Consider the following 21,545-nt stretch of genomic DNA (forward strand, 5'->3'; position numbering starts at 1 on the left):
TATAATAACGGAACATAATAAGAGCCACGACACAGAATACTGTGTTGTGGCTTGTTTTGCGTGGAGATTTTAGGAAAGTATATTAGTCTGCCGTTCTCTTTTTCCTGTGTAAGGAGACAATCCTCTCACCCAGTACGAAAAAGGCACCAATGGCACAGGGTAACAGCATGGTGGTGAACCGGTAGAGAAGCACGGCAGACAGGGCTTTGGCCTCCGGCAGGAGACGCCGGAACAGCAATGTGAAGACGGCTTCTACGGATCCGATCCCCGCCGGAGTGGGGATGACCCCCGCCAGCGACTGGCTGAGGGAGGTCAGAGCAAAACATTGCAGGAAAGAAAAGGGCAGATCGCCGGATTCTCCTCTAAGAGAATTGCAGAACACGATCCAGGGGATGATATACCAGGTAGTGAATTTTAATACATTACACAGAAACAATCGAAGTAGCAGTAATGGATCTCGTAACAGAGACCGGCTTTCCGCCTGTAGCAGGGCAAGCTTATGCCCGGCATCGGTGAGTTTTTCCTCCCAGGAGGGATGCTTTGCACGGAACCGGTTGGCCAGCAGATTACAGGCAGTCTGCATCCAGGGAACGGTAGCCACTGCTAACAAAACTCCTGCAATCACACAGACACCTGCAAATCCCAGCAGGATATAACATTGATAATCGGCAAATGAAGCATGAATAAATCCATAGGTTGCCAAAAACAATAGCAGACTATAGACTGCCATAGAGACCTTGTGGACAATATATTGGAAAAAGTACATGCCGGTGGCATTGGGAACCGGGATACCGGCTTTGTTCAGGTAATAGATTCCTGCGATGCCGGAACCGCTGCCCAGAGTGGCTGTCTTATAGAAAGAGCAGTAGAAAGCATTACAGAATCCCTTCAGGCGGGGATATTCCGGGTGTGTTTTATGCACGATCAGCCAGGTGATGTGCCCTTCGCAGAGGTGATAGAGAATCACACTGAGGAATAGAACAAGGATGACCTGCGGGGAGACTTTGGAAAGCTCTGTGATCATATCTTCCATGGAATCCTTGAAGCTATAATACAGAATGCCCAGCAACAGGCAGACAAACAGTAATTTCAAAAGATATTTCAATATAGGGCTCAACACTTTACCCGAATCATGACGCATCATCGCTCCCTCCTTTATTATAGTCTCATTGTCTCTCTTTTTAGGGAGAAGGAAAAGAAACAAATCTGAGAAAACGTAGCCTTTTTCACGCTGAAGTTTATTCTTTTTTTAGAATAAGGTAACAGATTAAATATTGATTGTCCGGCACAAAATAGCTATGATTGATTTATTCCAACAGTTTTAGACCATCTTACAAGAATGAGGAAGGAATCCTATATGCAGGAAGTAAAACAACCTAATAAAAAACCGTTTATATTTTACTATCTGATCGCGTTGGTGGCGATCATGCTGATCAACAGTCTTCTGGTACCGCAGATCGTACAGCGGGCAGTGAAGGAAGTGGATTACAACACTTTTATGCAGATGACTTATGATAAACAGATCGACGAGGTACAGGTCCAGGATAATCAGATCGTGTTTACCGCAAAAGATGACAAGACCATCTACAAAACCGGTCTGATGGATGATCCGGACAGAACGCAGAGACTGTATGACAGCGGGGCAAAATTCTCCAGTGAGATCGTGGAGGAAGCATCGCCGATTTTAAGCTTTCTGATCAGCTGGCTGCTGCCTTTGATCATCATTATTGGCTTCGGACAATTGATGTACCGTCAGATGGCGAAAAAAGCTGGCGGCGACTCCATGATGTTCGGCATGGGAGGCATGGGCAAGAGCAATGCGAAGGTCTATGTGAAGTCTTCCAACGGTATTAAGTTCACCGATGTGGCAGGAGAGGATGAGGCGAAGGAAAATCTGACAGAGATCGTGGAATACCTGCACGACCCCGACAAATACAAAGAGATCGGTGCTTCCATGCCGAAGGGTATCCTCTTAGTAGGCCCTCCCGGAACCGGTAAGACGATGTTAGCCAAGGCAGTAGCCGGAGAAGCCAATGTTCCCTTTTTCTCCATGTCAGGTTCGGAATTCGTGGAAATGTTCGTAGGTATGGGTGCCTCCAAGGTCAGAGACCTGTTCAAACAGGCGAAGGAAAAGGCTCCCTGTATCGTATTTATCGATGAGATCGATGCCATCGGTAAAAAACGTGACGGACAGGTGGGCGGTAACGATGAGAGAGAACAGACACTGAACCAGCTGTTAACAGAGATGGATGGCTTCGAAGGCAACAACGGCGTTATCATTCTGGCAGCCACTAACCGTCCGGAGAGTCTGGATCCGGCACTGCTACGTCCCGGACGTTTTGACAGACGGGTGCCGGTAGAGCTTCCCGACCTGAAAGGAAGAGAAGAAATCCTGAAAGTGCATGCCCGCAAGATCAAAGTCGCAGATAATGTAGATTTCAATAAGATCGCCCGTATGGCATCCGGAGCCTCCGGCGCAGAGCTTGCCAATATTGTCAATGAGGCAGCTCTTAGGGCAGTCAGAGATGGACGTAAGTTCGCAACCCAGGCAGACTTAGAAGAGAGTATTGAAGTAGTCATTGCCGGTTATCAGAAAAAGAATGCCATCCTTACAGATAAGGAAAAGCGGATCGTGGCATACCATGAGATCGGACACGCACTGGTGGCAGCGAAGCAGACCAATTCCGCACCGGTACAGAAGATCACCATTGTTCCCCGTACTTCCGGTGCACTGGGTTATACCATGCAGGTGGAAGAGGAAGGCAATCATTATCTGATGAGCAAGGAAGAGATGGAGAATAAGATTGCCACACTGACCGGCGGACGCGCCGCGGAAGAGATCGCTTTCGGGTCTGTGACCACCGGAGCTTCCAACGATATCGAACAGGCTACCAAGCTTGCCAGAGGCATGATCACCCGCTACGGTATGAGCAAAGATTTTGACATGGTAGCCATGGAGACTGTGACGAACCAGTATCTGGGTGGAGATTCCGCCCTGACCTGTTCCATGGAGACCCAGACAGCCATCGATAAGGAAGTGGTGGAACTGGTGAAAAAACAGCATGAGAAGGCAGGACAGATCCTGATGGAAAATCGTGCTAAACTGGATGAACTGTCTCAGTATTTATATGAAAAAGAGACCATTACCGGAGAAGAATTTATGAAGATATTGAATTCCTAAAAGGGTTCCCGGAGAAGACGGAATCGGCGTTTGTGCCGGTTCCGTTTTGCGTTAAGAAAATCTTAATCATATGGTAAAGGCATCTTAACCCTTGCCTGCTGTTATCTTAAAAAAGAAACCGCTATACTTTTCCTGTAAGAAAAAGTTGTGAAACGACACAGCAGAATGGGAGAGAAAGATGCAAAACAGAAACTATTTGAATAACAATAACATGCAAAAAGGAATCGCACTGGCAACCTGTATGGCGATCGTCATGGGACTGTTCACCGGGTGTGGGAATAAGAACGATCAGCAGATTGCAGCGTCACCTGAGGAAGTGCAGAAAGGACGATATGTAGAGACGGAACTCTCACTTCCGGAGGAATGGAAGGACAAAAATATCAGCCAGATCTTCCGTTCGGGTGATGAATTACATTTTCTCGTGGCAGGAGGATCGGAAGGACAGACCACTCTGGAGGAATGGAAGCTGGGAGAAGGAGATACTCTGACGGAAGTGACGAAGGACTGGCTGAAGGTGCTTCCCGAGGGAAAGAATCTGGAGAGTAGTGACAGTTTTACACTGTTACAGGATGCGGAGGGGAATCAGTACCTGTACGGTAACTGTTACCGGGACGAGGAGAACTCTTCCGCACATCTGTGGAAGGAAGCGGACGGCAGTGCGCTGGATATTACACCACAGAAGTGGCTGGAGCCTATGGATATGGATGGCTATCGGTTCTATGATACGCCACAGTATGTGACAATGACGGAGGACGGATTGTTAGTGGGACTGTCTTATTTTTCCCTGGATGTTGTACTGGCACAGGACGGAAGCCTGGTGAGCAGCCAGGAGAGCGACAGCCTGACAGACAGTGGCAGTCTGTCGGATAATAAGTGGGTCAGTGCTGTGGGAGATACGTTGTATCTGGCACAGGCGGATGAACAGGGGAACGTGAACGGTCTGTTGCAGATGCAGCTGGACGGAAGCAATGGGGCAAAATCTAAGGGAGAGATTCCCTTTTCCCAGGACAGTTACAGCTCTGCTTATTTCAGCGTGCTGGAAGACGGCACAGTATATGCGGCGGATGCAGACGGATTCTTCCGCTGCGACGCAGGAGATACCAACTGGCAGAAGCTGCTTCAGGGAATCGATACCGGTTTTTCTCTGTCGGATCAGTGGTGCAGGGATATTGTGGCGCTGTCGGATGGCAGTGTATACGCGTGGTTTGGAAGTGAGAGCGGGGATAAAATAATGATTTATCGGTATGATCCTGACGCGGTGACAGAGGTGACCGAAGAACTGACGCTGTATACCGTGGAGGAGAGCTTCTTTTTACAGCAGGCTGCGGTGCAGTATCATAAGCAGCATCCGGAGGTACTGATCCATGTGGATGCGGCAATCTCCATGACGGATAAATACAGCGGAAATGCGGATTATCAGCAGATCTATCAGGATCTGAACACTTCCCTGACCTCCGGCAACGGACCGGATCTCATGGTGATGGATCATCTGAAACTGGACACATATGCCTCTAAGGGCTTGCTGTTTGATCTGCAGGAGATATTGCAACCCATGGAAGAGGACGGAACTCTGCTTTCCAACATTACAACAGCCTATGAAGAGGCGGATGGAAGACGGTATGCGGTGCCGCTGCAATTCGGATTATTGTTAGCTGTCGGCAGGGATGTGCAGCCGAAGGAAATGAGCAGCATGGACGCTATTGCAAAGGCGGTATCCGGAAAGACGGAGAGTTATCTGGGAGACCGTACCTGCGGCGAACTGGTGGAAGAGTTCTATCCCCTGATCGTGGATGATATTTTACAGAACCGTCAGGTGAATTGTGATACCTTACGTCCCTGGCTGGAAGATTTAAAGAAGATTGCGGATAACTGCGGCATCCTGCCTTCCAGAAAAGAAGGCCGTGCAGCGAATATCTGGGATCTGGGATCTGATGTGAAGCTGGTACTTCAGGAGACTGACGGCTTTAATCAGGCAATGACACCCTATGCTGTGGCAGAACTGTTGAATGCCAATGTGGTATCCGTGGAAAATGCATTTTATCCGAAGATGGTCATTGGAATCAACAGCCGGAGTGAGCATGTGGAGACGGCAAAAGACTTCCTGCGTTTTGCTCTGTCCGAAGAATTACAGAGCGTGGATACCTATGAGGGTTTTCCTGTCAATGCAAAAGCGTTGGAGACGCAGGCTGCAGCAGACCGCAGCATGGCGGAAGCCTATACCACCTATGATATCGACGGCAGCACCGTAGAGTTCGCCATCAAATCCTACTCTGAGGAGACAGCGAACCATCTGACGGAGCTGTGTAGGGCAGCAACCCTGTGCCTCAAGGAAGATACTCAGATCGAGACTTCCCTGACTGAGAGTTTACAGGCATACCTAAACGGGCAGGCGAGTGTGGAGGAAGCCATGGATGCTGTGGAAGGAAGCTTGAAGATGTATCTGGCGGAGTAGCGCTCCGCCCTTAAAAAGAGATGTGCCCTAACCGGCACACCTCTTTTTCAGCATAATACCGCCTGACTGGCAACAGTGTCTGTGCAAGCGGTACGTTCCTTGCAATTTTCTATATTTGCTAGATTATTACCGCCGAAATTATTGCATTGGATTTTGAGGCGGTAATAGGACCAGGAAAAAAAGTATATATCAGAAATCATCCTCGTCAGCATTGTCATTCCAACCGGAAGTTATGTGAAGTTCACCGGTTTCCAGATTCATAGACATATTGTCACCCATACGCATATGAAGATTCCCCTCTGAATCAACCCCCATGTTGTCGGAAGTAGGATAGATAAAATTGCCGTCGTCATAATTAAAAATAGAGTTACACATCTTGTGGATTCTCCTTTTTATTAAAATATTGGTTAAATGTGTCATAGGTTTCATTCAATTCATCAATAAGAAATTGTATTTCTGAATCGGATGACTTTGCCGTAACATGAACTACATTGGTGATGAATCCGTGGTATGGTTTTAAATATACAGGAGTTGTATAAGCCACGAACCCTGTTTGAGGATAAAAATAATAATTTTTCCATGCTTCATGTATATAATGGGAATTGCTATAGAAAGAACCGTTAGCACTTTCGTAAAAGGCCGTGAGGTTTTTTATACTGTTATTCGTTAACTGTAATAATTTTTTTAATATAGATTTATTGTATGTAATTACTTTTTCCAAAATATAAGAAACGTTCCTGTTTTTTTGTCGAATCATGATATCAAGAACAGCTCCTGAATACGGAAAAATAAAGGAACTACTTTCTTGTCGTGGACGAGAAGGGGTAATTTCAAAATTTTCAAAAAAGTAATTAAGAGTTCCTTTGGAACTGGAAGCAATACATTGTATCATATTATCTATGTTTTGAGAACTTGGAAGTTCATCGCTGCGCGGATGAAAAGCATACATACAACCTAATGTATAAAGCATCGGAAGTTCTCTGGCATGCAACTGATCCAGCACATCAAAATCGTTGTTTTTTATAGCGAGAGTAATCATTTTAAAACGGAGATCGTCAGATTCTTTTAATGTAATGTCAAGAATATCAGTAAATCCGATTTCCCTTCTTTCTATGCTGGTTCCAGCACCAAAACCAATGTAATATTCGCCCGGATCATTTCCAACAAACCAAATGTAGTGGCTATCCATGAGATATTTCAAAAAAGAATAATTACCAACCTCTAAGGCATAATCAATGATGGTTTTATTGAATTCGTCAGGATTTAAGACGGGTTTGTCCTCTCGTTGGAGGTATGCTTTCCATTCAGAGGGATCCTTGGAACAGGCAATGGAGTAATTGGTAGTTCTGTTGGAAATAGGTGCCAGAACAGCTCCGGCACTTAGAATATCCTCAATAGATACCTGAAGAAGTTCCGAAAAAATAGGAAGATCTTCGATTTGTATGCCCTTATTGCCTTTTTTGATCTGACAGATGCGGTTTTGGGTTTTTTGAATTTCCTCAGGAGAGGGATCAAAATGATAGCGTTGTTTGAAGTAAGCTATCCCAAATTGACGGTCACTCTTATATTTACTTTGTTTTATCAAATCAGCAAGATGGTTGCCGATTTTTTCATTCGTCGCAGTATGAAACATATGAATTACCTCCTTTGTGCTCATCATAAATGAAAGCAGTGAAAAAAGATATAACTATAAGGAATATGCAAAAAGGATATATATAATTATATATAAAATAATATATGCAAAAAGGATATATTACAATGAGTATTTAAAACACATATTTATTGCAGCCAAAGAACTTCTATGCCAAAGTGAATACTAAGCATAGAAGTTTTTTGCACAATTTCTCATATCGTGTGACTGGTGTTCTACAGTCGATTCCCACAGGAAAGTAACTTGTAAACATAGGATAAAGCCGCTATAATTTTAAGTATAAGAAAGGCGGTGGAGAATTTACTTATGCAGATTTATGTGGATGCGGATGCCTGTCCGGTGGTGGACATAGTGGAAAAAACAGCAATAAAATATCAGATTCCGGTAACACTTCTGTGTGATACTAACCATGTGCTGACTTCCGGTTACAGTGAGGTGATAGTCGTGGGAGCCGGCGCGGATGCAGTGGATTATAAATTGATCAGTCTCTGCCACAGGGGAGATATCGTGGTATCTCAGGATTATGGCGTGGCAGCTATGGCACTTGGTAAGGGAGCCTACGCAATCCACCAGTCCGGCAAATGGTACACGGATGAGAATATTGATCAGATGCTCATGGAAAGACATCTGAATAAAAAGGCAAGACGTGCTTCTCAGAAAAATCATTTCAAAGGTCCGAAGAAGCGGACAGGAGAGGATGACGAGAGGTTCGCACAATCCTTTGAACGGATGGTAAAAGCAGCACTGGAGGAATCAGAATGATACTTTTTTCAAAGAAAAGCGAAAAGAAGACTTACGACCGGAGCAATCAAAAACCTGTCATCAAAGCCAGCATCTGCAACGGCGAACAGGTGGCGGGATTCAAGGATATCCATACGGGAAAATTCGAAGAAGTCATGCTGATCCGCAGGGCAGAGGATCTTGAGACATTTAAAACGATGTATGGAATTGAGGAAGAGATTGCGAAGGAATACTGAGATGTCTAATGCCAACATAGATGAACTGAATGGACAGGCTGTACTGGATTTGATTATGGGGCGGTTAGGGCGGAAAGATTCTGCAGTGGAGCACTGGAAGGGGTCCTTCAGAACGGATCGATAACCAAATGGCTTAAAAGGCTGGAAAAATCGCCTGATGCAATTGAAGAAAGTGAGTAGTGCGGTGGTATAGAAGAGTAATTGATTTTATAGAGCGAGGAACAGACTAAGAAAAGAAAAATTATTTTAGCACTGATGACAATATGTATTTTATCGTTTGCTTCCTGCGGAAAACAGGAAACTACAGCGACAGCAGAACCCATTCCCACTGCTGTTGAATCTGCACAAGTAGAACTTACAGAAACAACCACGGAGACAATAGAAAGCACTGAGGTAGTAGAAGATAACACAAGTGAAGCAGAAGCGAAAGACGAATCAACAGAGGCAGAAAAGACCACAGAAGTAACCAACATAGAAGAAGCAGAGCCGCTTTCAGAAAAAGACCTTGCATTTAGTTTTTTGGGATATGATACATATAATGAATATGTAGAGGCGGGAAATGATGAGGCTGCATACATGCTTGCCGATAATGCAAACATGATAGTATCAGGTGAATTTACAGATGATGGTAATGTAATAGAAAGTACAGTAAGAGGCATCAAACTTGGAGACAGTATAGACAAAGTAATTGAATTATATGGAGATACAAAGCAGCGTTCCGCAGATATTAAAGATGTATTCTCACATGATGGGTTAAAGGACTCCGGAGCATATAATTATTTCTTAAAAATTGATTCAACCAAAGACTACTTTTATGCATTTAGATTTAGAGTAGATCAAAATGATAATATAATTGCAGTTGTAATAGAACCTATTTCAATGAAGTATTGGTCAGAAGATTGAACTTAACTGAAAATGCTGAAGGGCCGACACAGATCCTTGGTAGATTATTCACAGAGAGAAGGCAGCTTGAAAGAGTCTCACCCTAATATCATTATTTTTACAAATGAAAAAAACTCAGGAACACCCTATCCCTGAGCTTTTTAAAGTAAAAAAATAATGCGGAAGATGGGACTTGAACCCACACGGTATTGCTACCACAAGATCCTTAGTCTTGCTCGTCTGCCAATTCCGACACTTCCGCATAGCGATACAAAATAATAATCATCTCGCATCACGCAAGAATGATAATAACATCTTCCCACGGCAATGTCAACATGATTTTAAAATTTGTAGGAATTTTTTATACACTTAAAACAGTTTGGAATAATGAGTATTATTTTCCTTTTACCATTTTTTAATTTCTGCTATAATAATCAATAAGAAATATGGCATAGACGGCTATCGGAAAATACAAACGAAAAGGAACAACAATTATGGAATCAAGAGTGGAACAGGCAGCAGAGAGAAAAATGTGTGGTTACAACTGTGCGCAGGCAGTGGCGTGCACGTACTGTGATCTGGCGGGAATTGACGAGGAGACAGTGAGGAATCTTACCCAGGGCTTCGCGGCAGGCGTTGGTGGCAGCATGGAAGCTACCTGTGGAGCCGTCATCGGTGCGGTCAATATTCTGGGACTGATCAACAAGAATCCGCAGCGGACAATGCAGGGCTCCCGGAAGATCATCAACCGTTTCAAGGAACAGAACGGGACAGTGATCTGTAAGGAATTAAAGGGCATTACCGACGGTGTGGTGAAGAGAGAATGCCTGGACTGCGTCAGGGATGCTGCAGCTTTTCTGGAAGCGGAATTACCGGAAAGCTATGTAACGCCAGGAACGGTAGTAGATTAGAGGTAAGACGAAATGAATACAAAAGAAACTTCAGCGGATAAAACAAAATACCGCCTGGCGGAAGCAGCAAAAAAGTGTATGGCGGCTTCCGGCACCGATGCCATGACCGTGACACAGATCGTGCAGACCTGCGGTGTGACGAGACAGACCTTTTATCGGAACTTCCAGGACAAATACGACCTGATCAACTGGTATTTTGATAAGCTCTTACTGGAATCTTTTGCACAGATGGGGGATGGGCTTACCGTATACGAAGGTTTAACCAGAAAGTTTGAATTTATTCAGAAGGAGAGGGTCTTTTTCGCGGGAGCATTCCGCTCGGACGACCACAATTCCCTGAGGGAACATGACTACGAACTGATCCTGGATTTCTATACACAACTGATCAGGCGTAAGACCGGCAGACAGCCCGAAGAGAATATTTTATTCCCTCTGCGGCTCTATTGCAGAGGTTCCATTGATATGACCGTGGAATGGATCTTCGCTCCGAAGGAGAAAACCCCGGAGCAGATGGCGGCGCTGCTAGTAAGTGCATTTCCGGCACCGGTGACAGAATTATTTCGGCAGTTAGGCGTATTACGTTGAGTAAAAATAACCAAAAATATTTGTGAAAAATTAACAAAAGTAGTGGATAAAATATGAAATTTCTGTAAAAAGTGACAGTCAGGGAAAACTGTCACTTTCTTTATGTGATGTTTACAGTTAGAATAAAATTATCAATAAGATCGTTTTTATGTCGAAAGGAGATTATGTATCATGGCAAACAGAATTATGCTCAACCAGACATCTTATCACGGTGTAGGAGCAATCGCAGAAATCGTAACCGAAGCAAAGGCTCATGCTTTTCAGAAAGCATTCGTATGTTCCGATCCGGATCTGATCAAGTTCGGTGTGACCGGAAAGGTAACCGATCTGCTGGACAAGGAAGGTCTTGCTTATGAAATTTATTCCGATATTAAGGCGAACCCCACCATTGACAATGTGAAAAACGGTGTGGCTGCTTTCAAGGCATCCGGCGCAGACTATATCATCGCCATCGGCGGCGGCTCCTCCATGGATACCTCCAAAGCCATCGGCATCATCATTGCAAACCCTGAATTCGAAGATGTACGCAGCCTGGAGGGCGTAGCACCTACCAGGAAGCCCTGCGTTCCCATTATCGCAGTGCCCACCACAGCAGGTACCGCAGCAGAGGTTACGATTAACTACGTTATCACCGATGTAGAGCGCAAGCGTAAGTTCGTATGCGTAGACCCTCATGATATGCCTATCATTGCTGTGGTAGATCCCGAGATGATGTCTTCTATGCCTAAGGGTCTGACCGCTTCCACCGGTATGGATGCACTGACCCATGCAATTGAAGGTTACACCACCAAGGCAGCCTGGGAGATGACCGATATGTTCCATCTGAAAGCCATCGAGATCATTTCCAAGTCCCTGCGCGGCGCGGTAGCTAATACTAAGGAAGGCCGCGAAGGCATGGCTCTGGGTCAGTACATTGCCGGTATGGGCTTCTCCAACGTAGGACTCGGTATCGCTCATTCCATGGCACATACCCTGGGTGCCGTATATGATACCCCTCATGGTGTTGCCTGCGCAATGATGCTTCCTATCGTTATGGAATATAATGCTGACTGCACCGGTGAAAAGTATCGTGAGATCGCCCGTGCTATGGGTGTGGAAGGTGTAGATCAGATGGATCAAGCTACCTACCGTAAGGCTGCTGTAGATGCTGTCCGTAAGCTGTCTGAGGATGTTGGTATTCCTTCCAAGCTGGAAGCACTGAAGGAAGAGGATCTTCCTTTCCTCGCAGAGTCCGCACATGCAGATGCCTGCGCACCCGGTAACCCCAAGGATGCAAGTGTAGAGGATCTGACCGCATTGTTCCGCAAGTTAATGTAATCATTAAATTTGCTACTGTTTTTCCGGAAAATAATATGGTATGCTGTAACTATTCTGAATAGTTACGGCATGCTAAGAAACGAGCAGGCTTGCGAGAGCAGACCTGCTCGTTTTTAAAAGAAAAATGGATGAAATCAACAGGACAAAGGAAACAATAATGGGCAATACAAAACATACCAAAGAGCAGATCCGTGAAAGGATCCAACAGAAAAAGCTTCTCTTTGACGGAGCCTTCGGAACTTATTACGGAGGAAAATACGATACGAAACAGCTGCCGGAGCTGGCGAATCTGGAAGCCCCGGAACGGGTGAAGGAGATTCATACGGAGTACCTCGAAGCGGGAGCGCAGATTCTGCGTACCAACACCTTCGCAGCCAACAGCTTCTGCATGGATATGTCCAAAGAACAGATCGAGGAGACTCTGCGAAGCGGCGTACGCCTGGCGAGAGAGGCGATGGTTGCGTGGAGAGAACGCACCGGTGAGACGAAAGAAGTCTATATCGCCGGAGATATCGGACAGATCCCTTGTGATGCGCCGGCGCAGAAGGATACTTTATGCCGCGAATACGAAGAGATCTGCCGTATTTTTCTGGAAGAAGGCGTGGACTTTTTTGTCTTTGAAACATTTTCCGAGATGGAAGAGCTCCTGCCTGCGATCAAAATGATCGGGGAACAGGCATTTATTACGGTACAATTCTCTGTGAACCAGTTCGGTTACAGCAATGCAGGCTTAAGTGCCAGAAAGCTGTTGCAGAGAGCGGGAGCGATAAAAGAGATCGATGCCGTGGGCTTTAACTGCGGCGTGGGTCCTTCTCATATGTACCGGATCCTGCAGACACTTTATAAGCCCGCAGATAAATTCCTCACAGCCCTTCCGAATGCCGGTTACCCGCAGATGGTCACCGGACGCATGATCTTCACCGGGGATAACAGAGAATATTTTGTAGACAGAATGCAGCAGATGATAGCTCTTGGTGTGGATATGGCAGGCGGCTGTTGCGGTACGACACCGGAATATATCTCAGATCTTGCGGGAAAGCTGGACTTTACCCAGTATCCGCAGACACAGGAAAAGGCAGAACCGGAGAAAAAACAGGCTGGCACAGAGGATCACTCTTTTTACCATATAAAGGAAGCAGAAGGCGGGAAGAAACTGATCGCCGTCGAACTGGCACCCCCTGCGGGTATTGACGATGAAAAACTGATGGATGCCGCACATCTGCTGCAGAGAAGCGGTGTGGATGTACTGACTTTTCCGGATTCCCCCTCGGGACGTACCAGAGCGGATTCTATTCTCATGGCGGAAAAGGTAGCGCGGGAGACCGGTATGTGTGTCATGCCTCATATCTGCTGTCGTGATAAAAATGCCATCGCTATGCGTTCCCAACTATTAGGAGCTTATATCAATGGTATTCACAATTTCCTTGTGATCACCGGCGACCCGATCCCCTCCATGGTGCGTACTACGGTAAAGAGTGTGTTCAATTTTGACTCCGTAGGTCTCATGCAGATCCTTGCGGACATGAACGAAGAGCAGTTTGCACAGGCACCGGTAAGCTACGGCGGTGCCATCAATCAGGGCAGACGGAATCTGGAAGTGGAGATCGGCAGAGTGAAGAAGAAAATGGCGGCAGGAGCCACATTTTTCCTGACGCAGCCCATATCCACGAAGGAGAGCGCGGACAGAGTGCGCCGGATCAAAGAGGAGACCGGAGCCAGGATACTCTGTGGCATCATGCCGTTTGTGAGCCTTAAAAATGCCACATTTATGAAAAATGAGATGGCTGGCATCGATGTGACGGACGAAGTGCTGGCGAGATACCGTGCGGATATGACCAGAGAAGAGGGAGAACAGGCCGGCGTACAGTTGGCGAAGGAAGTGATCGACATGACGGAGGACTTCGCGGACGGCTATTATTTCTCTTTCCCCTTCAATCGGGTGACTATGCTGGAAAAAATACTGCATTAATGGGATGTTTTTCAAAAACCGATCAAAAAAAGCGTTAATAAATCTTGGAATCATCCGAAGTAAGTAGTATACTGTAATTAGTAACAAAGAGCTTATGGCTGAAAGGCTGATTCAAAACAGTTAACACGGAGGTGACTGTGATGAGTATTAATATTCAGGCAAAAACGAATTATTCTTTTCTGTTTTCCAGACTGAGTTCCTCTGCATCCAATGCGCTAAGCGGCAACTGGCTGGCAGATTATGCAAGTATTAAGAACGGCAGCTACGGGAAGCTGATGAAGGCATACTATGCCAAGGACAGCGGCGATAGCAAGACCGCAGCTTCCACCATTACGAAGAAAGATACCGCGACAGATACTGCGAAGAAGGCGCTGGCGAAGGTAGAGACCACGACAGATGCTCTGAAGGAGTCCGCAGATGCATTGCTAGCGACCGGTAAAAAGGATCTGTTCACCCAGAAGGATATCACTACCAAAGATGAGAATGGTGTGGAGAGTACCACCAAGGAGTACGACACTGACGCAATCTACAGTGCGGTGAACAGCTTTGTGACAAATTACAATAGCGTGATGGCTGCTGTGGATGATGTGAGCGATACCACAGTGAACAACCGCACGGAATCTCTGGGGAATACTACCATTGCCAATAGCAAGCAGCTGGCGAAGATCGGTATCACTATGAAAAATGACGGTACCTTATCCCTGGATAAGGATGCTTTTATGAAAGCGGATATGTCTACGGTAAAGAGTCTGTTTCAGGGAAATGGTTCCTACGGCTACCGTGTATCCGCACAGAGCTCCATGATCAATTTCGCAGCAGATCATGCTTCCACCAGAAGCAGTCTGTACACCGGAAGCGCAGGATATACCGGCCTTTATAATGCAGGCAACCTGTTCAACTCTTATATGTGATATATGATGCCAGGGTCAAAAGGTCTAAGCCCACATGAGCTTGCTCATAGGTGGGTGAAAGACCTTAGGACCCGCCCTGATATGAGCATAAAAGTGGGATGATAATCCCACGATATGCGAATAATGGGTAGGATTGTGGGAGTGCGTAGCACGGAACAATCCGTAGGCATCAAAGTCGGGGGATTTTGACCCCGACATCAATATATTCGCTATTTTATATATTTTTTAAATTATTTGAAAAATAATATTGACATTTACCGACAAGTGTTGTAAGATACACTTGTTCGCAGAAATGGCGGAATTGGCAGACGCGCACGGTTCAGGTCCGTGTGGTAGTGATACCATGAGGGTTCAAGTCCCTCTTTCTGCATCACATGAGCGGTGATCATAAGATTGCCGCTTTTATTTTTCCGGCTACGATCATATCCGAAAGTTTTTTAAATTATTTGAAAAATAGTGTTGACATTTTGAAACAAATACTGTAAGATACATCTTGTTCGCAGAAATGGCGGAATTGGCAGACGCGCACGGTTCAGGTCCGTGTGGTAGTGATACCATGAGGGTTCAAGTCCCTCTTTCTGCATCACATGGCGGTGACCGAAAGGTTGCCGCCTTTGTTGTATATAGAATTTTGCTGTATCTAGTATAACAGTTTTAAATTAACTACCCCATATCACTTGCCTATTTTCCCGATAGCACAGGCTAAAAATCCTCAGCGTAGCCCGCTACGCCTACGTTTTTTATCCTGCACTCTCAGAAAAATATTCTACGTGAATGGTGTAGTTATTTAGAAACTGTTATACTAGAATTAAGAAGGTGAGACAGAATGAAGACAGACCAAATACAGAAGGTACACAAGGATTGGTACAAACTGGACTTGTCGGCAATCGTATATCCTACATTGCAGAGGAGAGATTTCTCTTCCGTGTATCGATTGTCTGTGCTGTTAAAAGAAGATATAGACCCGGAAATACTGCAGCGTGCGGTGAATCTGACGATGCCTCGTTTTCCGACGTATAAAGCGGCAATTCGGAAGGGTGTATTCTGGCGATATCTGGAACCGAATGACAGACCCGGCCCTTTTGTGCAGGAGGATGTAAAGAACCCCTGCCAGCCCATGCATTTTAAAGGCAATAACCGGTATCTGGTAAGAATCTATTACTATCGTAACCGGATCGCACTGGAGGCGCATCACAGTCTGGGAGACGGCACCGGCGGAATGTGTGTGCTGCAGACACTGACAGCCACTTATCTGCGTCTGAAGGGACATTCAGAGATTGAAAATGGAGGATTCGTATTGGACATTCTGGGGATCCCGGACCCGGGAGAGCTGGAAGATGCTTATATGAAATATGCCAACGCCAAAGTCTGTCCACCCAGGCCGGGAGAGAAGACTTATCGTGTCAGGGGGACGAAGGAACCTTTCTATACGCTGAACATTATAGACGGTATTATGTCAGTGGCGGAGGTGATGCAGGTAGCGAAAAGCTATAATGCTACCATTACCGAATATCTGAATTCGGTTCTGCTCTATGCCCTGATGCAGAAGCAGGAGAGTGAATGGCATTTGAAGCTCCGACCGGTAAAAATTGCCATGCCGGTGAACCTGCGCCGCTTTTTCCCATCCAGGACCCTGAGGAATTTTATCACCATGATCTACCCGGGGATCGACCCCAGACTGGGAGAGTACACTTTCGAAGAAATTGTGACACAGGTGCATAACTACATGCGCTATTATCTGAATGAAAAGTTGCTGCGGGGCGATATCACTACGAACGCGGAGACCCAGAGGAATCCTTTCATCCGTATTGTGCCGCTGTTTATTAAAGATCTGGTGGTCCGCCAGTTCTATACCAAGATTCAGGATAAGAATTCTTCGGCAGGCCTGACCAACATGGGAGCTCTGAAGGTCCCGGAGACTATGAAGCCATATATTGAACGGTTTGATATTTATATGGGACAGCCTTTTTCCACGAGAACGAACTGTGCCATTGCCAGTTTTGAGGATATTCTGACGATCAATTTTGCCAGCAGTATTGCAGAGACCGATGTAGAGCGGCTGTTTTTCCGCAAGCTGGTACAGGATGGCATTCATGTAAAAATAGAAAGTAATCGATAAATCGCTTTGACAGAGAGAAAGGAAGCAATTATGTCATATTGTGTGAATTGTGGTGTGGAACTGGATGCTTCGGCAACAAAGTGTCCGCTGTGCGATACTCCGGTCTATAATCCGAAAGCACCGGAACCGTCTACGCAGCCGTCTCCTTTTCCGAAGGAAAAAGGTCAGGTGGAAGTAGTAAAAAGAAAAGATCTGGGGGTACTGCTGACTGTGATCGTACTGGCAACGGCAGTGACCTGCGGACTTTTGAACGTACTTGTATTCCGGAGCAGTCTCTGGTCCCTTGCGGTGATCGGAGTCTTCCTGGTATTGTGGGTGATCATGATCCCTGTAGTCATCTATACGAGACAGCCTGTTTATCTGTCGATTCTGTTAGACGGTGTGGCGGTGATCGTGTATCTGTATCTGCTGACCTATCTGACGGGACAGAGTGGCTGGTTTTATGGATTGGGCATTCCGGTGGTGCTGCTTGTCATAGCGGTGGTAGAAGCGGTGATTTTTTGTATCCGTAAGCTTCCGATGTCATTCCTTACGGGAGCTCTATACCTGATCTCCGGAGTAGCAGTATTGTGTGTGGGACTGGAAATTCTTATCGACCGTTTCCTGGGACTTGGCATTGAACTTCGGTGGTCGGCGATCGTGCTGACGATCTGTGTGATCGTGGACATTACGATCGCGACACTTTTGTCCCGGAGAAGACTGCGCAATGCAGTACGCAGACGGCTTCATTTTTAACAGGAGGAATTTATGGCACTGGTAGGAAAAAACAGTGAAAAGAATAATCAGAATCTAATGCAGCTGATCCGCAGGGCACATGGACTGGTGGAAAACCCGGATCTGGAAAAGCACAGACAATCCCAGGATCATATCGGAGAACTGTTGGGGAACAGTAAGGAGATTCAATACCGCCCGGTGGATATTGAGGGAATGGATGCGGAATGGGTCAGCGTGAATCGTGCACATATGAAAAAGTATGTGATCCTGCATTGTCATGGAGGAGGATATTCCACCGGCAGCAGCATCTATGCCAGAACTCTGACCTCCAAACTGGCATCGGGCACTTCTATGGATGTGTTGTGCTTTGACTACCGGCTGGCTCCGGAGCATCCTTACCCGGCAGCCACGGAGGATGCCATGAAGGCCTGGAATTATCTGATGCTTTTGGGCTACGGAGCGAGAGACGTCATCGTTACAGGAGATTCTGCCGGCGGTAATCTGGCACTGTCCCTGGTGCTGAAATTAAAGGAGCAGGAGCGTCTGCTTCCGAGAGGCATCGTACTGATGTCCCCCTGGACGGATCTCACCGGCGAAGGCAAGACGTTCCAGACCAAGGCGGAAGTGGATCCTGTACTGGACAGAGAATACATCGACCGCATGACGAAAGCCTATGCTCCCGACAGAGACCTGACGGATCCTTATATTTCTCCGCTGTATGGCGATTTCCGCGGATTCCCGCCCGTCTACATTCAGGTTGGAGAGAATGAGATATTATTAGACGATTCTCTGCGGCTCTACAAGAACCTGATCAAGGCCGGCGTGTCCGCTCATATGGATCGTTTCCCCGGGATGTGGCATGTCTTTCAGATGTCACCCTTCAAAAGGGCCAATGAGGCCATGGATAAAAGTGCGGAATTCATTTATTCTGTGTGCAGATAGCCGGGTTCAAAATTTAGTTAAAAATTTTGAACCCGGGAAAAGGATTTTCCGGACAGGCACAGAATATTAGAAGTAGGGGCAGGAGGAACTATGACGATCAGAGAAAGCTTGGAACAATGGGAAAAGGATTATTTAAGTCCGTACGCATCCCTGAGTGTAAATTCAAAGGGACGGTTGAAGCCTGAGGAACAGTGTGATATCCGGCCGGTATTTCAACGGGACAGAGACCGTATTATCCACTGCAAGGCATTCCGCAGACTGAAGGATAAAACACAGGTGTTTCTGACACCGGAGGGAGACCACTATCGGACCAGACTGACGCATACACTGGAGGTATCCCAGACAGCCAGAACCATAGCAAAGGCTCTGAAGCTGAACGAGGATCTGGTGGAGGCAATTGCACTGGGGCATGATCTGGGACATACACCGTTCGGACATGCGGGAGAGCGGGCTCTGAACAGAGTCTGTCCGTTTGGATTCGAGCATGCAGAGCAGAGTGTCCGTACCGTGGATATTCTGGAAAAGGACGGTAAGGGACTGAATCTGACGTATGAAGTACGTGACGGTATCCGGAACCATCAGACCATTGGCAAGCCTCATACATTGGAAGGCAAGATCGTCAGACTTTCCGATAAGATCGCCTATATTCATCATGATATGGATGATGCCATCCGGGGAGGAATTCTCACGGAGGCAGATGTCCCGAAGGAGATCTGTGAAGTGATCGGCAGCAGCCCCACTGAGAGACTGGATCACTTTATTCATGATATTGTAACCAACAGTATGGACAAGGATGATATCCTGATGTCGGAACCGGTGGCGGAAGCCATGACGAAGATCCGACAGTTCATGTTTGAGAGAGTCTATAAAAATCCCATCGCCAAAAGTGAAGAGGGAAAGGCGGAGATGCTGATGGAGACGTTATATCAACATTTCCTGAAACATCTGGATGATCTGCCGGAGGAATACCTGAATCTCCTCTCTGTCGGAGAGCCGAGAGAGAAGGTAGTCTGTGACTATGTGGGAGCCATGACGGACCGCTTTGCCATAGCGGTCTATGAAGACATCTACATACCGAAATCCTGGCAGCGATAGTGTATTACAATAAAACGGAGTAAAAAGAGTGTATTACCCTGAAGAACTGGTAGAAGAAGTCAGAGCCAGGAATGACATCGTGGATGTTATTTCCGGTTATGTGACATTGAAAAAAAAGGGAAGCAACTATTGGGGCTGCTGTCCTTTTCATAACGAGAAAACACCTTCTTTTTCGGTGTCTTCGAATAAGCAGATGTATTACTGCTTCGGATGCCATGCCAGCGGAAATGTATATACATTTCTTATGAAGTATGAAAACGATACTTTTCCGGAGGCAGTCAAGATCCTGGCAGATCGTGCGGGAGTGAAACTGCCGGAAGTGGAAGAGACACCGGAACAGAAGAAAAAGGCCGGCAAGCGGATGCGGCTGCTGGAGGTCAATAAGGAGGCAGCCAGATATTTTTATTATATGCTGCGCAGTCCTCACGGAGAAGTGGGAATGCGTTATCTGACGGAACGAAAGCTGACCGACGAGACTATGCATCATTTCGGACTGGGCTACGCCGGGAAAAACGGCGAGCAGGTAGTCCAGTATCTGCGTAAAAAAGGCTTTACCGATGAAGAGATCAAAGATTCCGGACTTGCGATGTTCTCGGAACAGAGAGGACTCAGAAGTCAGTTTTGGAACCGGGTGATGTTCCCGATACAGGATATTAACCACCGGGTGATCGGCTTCGGAGGCAGGGTCATGGGAGACGGCGAACCGAAGTACCTGAATTCCCCAGAGACCATGATCTTCGATAAGAGACGTAACCTCTACGGACTGAATTTCGCAAGGACCGCCAGGACGGGCAACATTATCCTGTGCGAGGGATATATGGATGTCATTGCCATGCACCAGGCAGGATTCACACAGGCGGTGGCATCTCTGGGAACGGCATTTACGGTAGAGCAGGCGAATCTCCTGCACCGCTATGCGGAGAATATTCTCCTCGCATACGATAGCGACGGTGCCGGAACGAAAGCAGCACTGCGGGGGATCGGGATCCTGAGAGAGGCCGGACTTACCGGCAAGGTCATCAATATGCGACCGTATAAAGACCCGGATGAATTCATCAAGAATCTCGGAAAAGAAGCTTTTCAGGAACGGATCGATCAGGCGGAGAACAGCTTTTATTTTGAGATCCGTATCTTAAGCGAACAGTATGATCAGAGCGATCCGGAGCAGAGGACAAAGTTCCACCGGGAGATTGCACAGAAGCTGTGTGAATTCTCGGAAGATCTGGAAAGAGAAAATTATCTGCAGGCAATTGCGGAAAAATACATGATCCGTCCGGACAATCTGCGCAAAATGGTAGTTGGGATTGCGTCGCAGACGGGACTGGCAAGACCTTTGGAACGACCGAGAAGCGGTGTACAGAAAAAGGATCCCGCCGAGAATGGGCGCAGGTCCCAACGACTTCTGATCACCTGGATCAGCGATGATCCGTCCCTGTACCGGATCGTAAGGAAATATATTTCCCCGGAGGATTTCACCGAGGAACTGTACCGGAAAGTAGCGGAGAGGCTATTCGATGAACTGGACAGAGATCAGTTCCAGCCTGCAGGGATCATCAGTATGTTTGAAGATGAGGAAGAACAGAGGGAGGCTGCGGAGCTGTTCCATACCACGCTCCCCGAGCTGTCCACCCGCCAGGAGAGGGAGAGAGCTTTCCATGATATTCTGCTGGCAGTGAAGAAAAACAGCTATCAATACTATATGGCAAAGCTGGGGACGGATGTCAATGCCGTGAAACAAGCGGTAGAAGGAAAAAAAGCTCTGGAAGAATTACAAAGGACGCATATTTCCCTGGAATAATGGGATTTAGGCTTTCGAATAGTTATAAAAGATACGAAATA

General features: G+C 46.6%; 19 protein-coding genes and 3 tRNA genes. 18 read left to right on the forward strand and 4 right to left on the reverse strand.

The annotated features are described in order from the left end of the window. Window positions 1-82: 82 nt before the first annotated feature. On the reverse strand, window positions 83-1,144 hold the full coding sequence (locus H9Q77_RS05750; RefSeq protein WP_249326798.1) for a lysylphosphatidylglycerol synthase transmembrane domain-containing protein: 1,062 nt from the start codon (window positions 1,142-1,144) through the stop codon (window positions 83-85). A 213-nt stretch (window positions 1,145-1,357) separates the two neighbouring features. Here H9Q77_RS05750 and ftsH point away from each other — a divergent pair, with 213 nt between their 5' ends. After that, window positions 1,358-3,181 (forward strand): ATP-dependent zinc metalloprotease FtsH, encoded by a 1,824-nt coding sequence (ftsH, locus tag H9Q77_RS05755; RefSeq protein WP_249326800.1) that lies wholly within the window; start codon window positions 1,358-1,360, stop codon window positions 3,179-3,181. 178 nt (window positions 3,182-3,359) lie between these two features. Beyond that, window positions 3,360-5,633 carry an extracellular solute-binding protein gene (locus H9Q77_RS05760; RefSeq protein ID WP_249326802.1) on the forward strand — a complete coding sequence of 758 codons (2,274 nt, stop codon included), beginning with the start codon at window positions 3,360-3,362 and terminating at the stop codon, window positions 5,631-5,633. Between the two features lie 189 nt (window positions 5,634-5,822). Here the strand turns inward: H9Q77_RS05760 and H9Q77_RS05765 are convergent, their stop codons facing one another. Both H9Q77_RS05765 and H9Q77_RS05770 read right to left on the reverse strand, forming a co-directional pair. After that, entirely contained in the window at window positions 5,823-6,008 is a 186-nt protein-coding gene (locus H9Q77_RS05765; protein WP_249326803.1) for a hypothetical protein, read from the reverse strand. Next, window positions 6,001-7,266, reverse strand: a complete 1,266-nt coding sequence (locus H9Q77_RS05770; RefSeq protein WP_249326805.1) for a hypothetical protein — start codon at window positions 7,264-7,266, stop codon at window positions 6,001-6,003. Before H9Q77_RS05770 ends, H9Q77_RS05765 begins: the two co-directional genes overlap by 8 nt. A 324-nt stretch (window positions 7,267-7,590) precedes the next feature. On the opposite strand from H9Q77_RS05770, the gene H9Q77_RS05775 reads away from it, so the two are divergent. From H9Q77_RS05775 to H9Q77_RS05785, 4 genes are all read left to right on the forward strand, one after another. Then, complete coding sequence (locus H9Q77_RS05775) at window positions 7,591-8,046, forward strand: YaiI/YqxD family protein (protein ID WP_249326806.1); 456 nt, start codon at window positions 7,591-7,593, stop codon at window positions 8,044-8,046. Then, a complete protein-coding gene (locus tag H9Q77_RS05780; RefSeq protein WP_117466856.1) occupies window positions 8,043-8,261 on the forward strand; it encodes an aspartate dehydrogenase in 219 nt (72 codons plus the stop codon). The genes H9Q77_RS05775 and H9Q77_RS05780 overlap by 4 nt, the downstream gene beginning before the upstream one ends. 93 nt (window positions 8,262-8,354) lie before the next feature. Next, the gene (locus tag H9Q77_RS16940) at window positions 8,355-8,441 is read left to right on the forward strand and encodes a hypothetical protein (protein ID WP_408641169.1); all 87 of its coding nucleotides are present in this window, start codon (window positions 8,355-8,357) and stop codon (window positions 8,439-8,441) included. A 75-nt stretch (window positions 8,442-8,516) separates the two neighbouring features. Continuing rightward, window positions 8,517-9,164 (forward strand): hypothetical protein, encoded by a 648-nt coding sequence (locus H9Q77_RS05785; RefSeq protein WP_249326808.1) that lies wholly within the window; start codon window positions 8,517-8,519, stop codon window positions 9,162-9,164. Between the two features lie 157 nt (window positions 9,165-9,321). Here H9Q77_RS05785 and H9Q77_RS05790 read toward each other — a convergent pair. After that, window positions 9,322-9,405 (reverse strand) — tRNA-Leu (locus H9Q77_RS05790). 232 nt (window positions 9,406-9,637) lie between these two features. Here H9Q77_RS05790 and H9Q77_RS05795 point away from each other — a divergent pair. From H9Q77_RS05795 to dnaG, 12 genes are all read left to right on the forward strand, one after another. Next, complete coding sequence (locus H9Q77_RS05795) at window positions 9,638-10,054, forward strand: C-GCAxxG-C-C family protein (protein ID WP_249326809.1); 417 nt, start codon at window positions 9,638-9,640, stop codon at window positions 10,052-10,054. A gap of 12 nt (window positions 10,055-10,066) precedes the next feature. Continuing rightward, complete coding sequence (locus tag H9Q77_RS05800; RefSeq protein ID WP_249326811.1) at window positions 10,067-10,639, forward strand: TetR/AcrR family transcriptional regulator C-terminal domain-containing protein; 573 nt, start codon at window positions 10,067-10,069, stop codon at window positions 10,637-10,639. Window positions 10,640-10,810: 171 nt separating this feature from the next. Further along, window positions 10,811-11,956: a lactaldehyde reductase gene (fucO, locus tag H9Q77_RS05805; RefSeq protein ID WP_249326812.1), complete on the forward strand. Its 1,146-nt coding sequence runs from the start codon at window positions 10,811-10,813 to the stop codon at window positions 11,954-11,956. 157 nt (window positions 11,957-12,113) lie between these two features. Next, window positions 12,114-13,925, forward strand: coding sequence for a bifunctional homocysteine S-methyltransferase/methylenetetrahydrofolate reductase (locus H9Q77_RS05810; protein ID WP_249326814.1), 1,812 nt, complete (start codon window positions 12,114-12,116; stop codon window positions 13,923-13,925). A 140-nt stretch (window positions 13,926-14,065) separates the two neighbouring features. Beyond that, on the forward strand, window positions 14,066-14,836 hold the full coding sequence (gene fliD / locus H9Q77_RS05815) for a flagellar filament capping protein FliD (RefSeq protein ID WP_249326816.1): 771 nt from the start codon (window positions 14,066-14,068) through the stop codon (window positions 14,834-14,836). Between the two features lie 286 nt (window positions 14,837-15,122). Then, window positions 15,123-15,206, forward strand: a tRNA-Leu gene (locus tag H9Q77_RS05820). 129 nt (window positions 15,207-15,335) lie between these two features. Further along, window positions 15,336-15,419 (forward strand) — tRNA-Leu (locus H9Q77_RS05825). A gap of 243 nt (window positions 15,420-15,662) precedes the next feature. Next, window positions 15,663-16,955, forward strand: coding sequence for an alcohol acetyltransferase (locus tag H9Q77_RS05830; protein WP_249326818.1), 1,293 nt, complete (start codon window positions 15,663-15,665; stop codon window positions 16,953-16,955). Between the two features lie 30 nt (window positions 16,956-16,985). Next, window positions 16,986-17,690: a DUF6320 domain-containing protein gene (locus H9Q77_RS05835; protein WP_118550580.1), complete on the forward strand. Its 705-nt coding sequence runs from the start codon at window positions 16,986-16,988 to the stop codon at window positions 17,688-17,690. Between the two features lie 12 nt (window positions 17,691-17,702). Further along, window positions 17,703-18,611, forward strand: coding sequence for an alpha/beta hydrolase (locus H9Q77_RS05840; RefSeq protein WP_022153216.1), 909 nt, complete (start codon window positions 17,703-17,705; stop codon window positions 18,609-18,611). 90 nt (window positions 18,612-18,701) lie between these two features. After that, window positions 18,702-19,706 (forward strand): deoxyguanosinetriphosphate triphosphohydrolase, encoded by a 1,005-nt coding sequence (locus H9Q77_RS05845; protein WP_118546461.1) that lies wholly within the window; start codon window positions 18,702-18,704, stop codon window positions 19,704-19,706. A 28-nt stretch (window positions 19,707-19,734) separates the two neighbouring features. Further along, on the forward strand, window positions 19,735-21,504 hold the full coding sequence (gene dnaG / locus H9Q77_RS05850; protein WP_118546460.1) for a DNA primase: 1,770 nt from the start codon (window positions 19,735-19,737) through the stop codon (window positions 21,502-21,504). Window positions 21,505-21,545 lie beyond the last annotated feature (41 nt).

The organism is Simiaoa sunii (assembly GCF_014337175.1).
Lineage (GTDB): Bacteria > Bacillota > Clostridia > Lachnospirales > Lachnospiraceae > Acetatifactor > Acetatifactor intestinalis.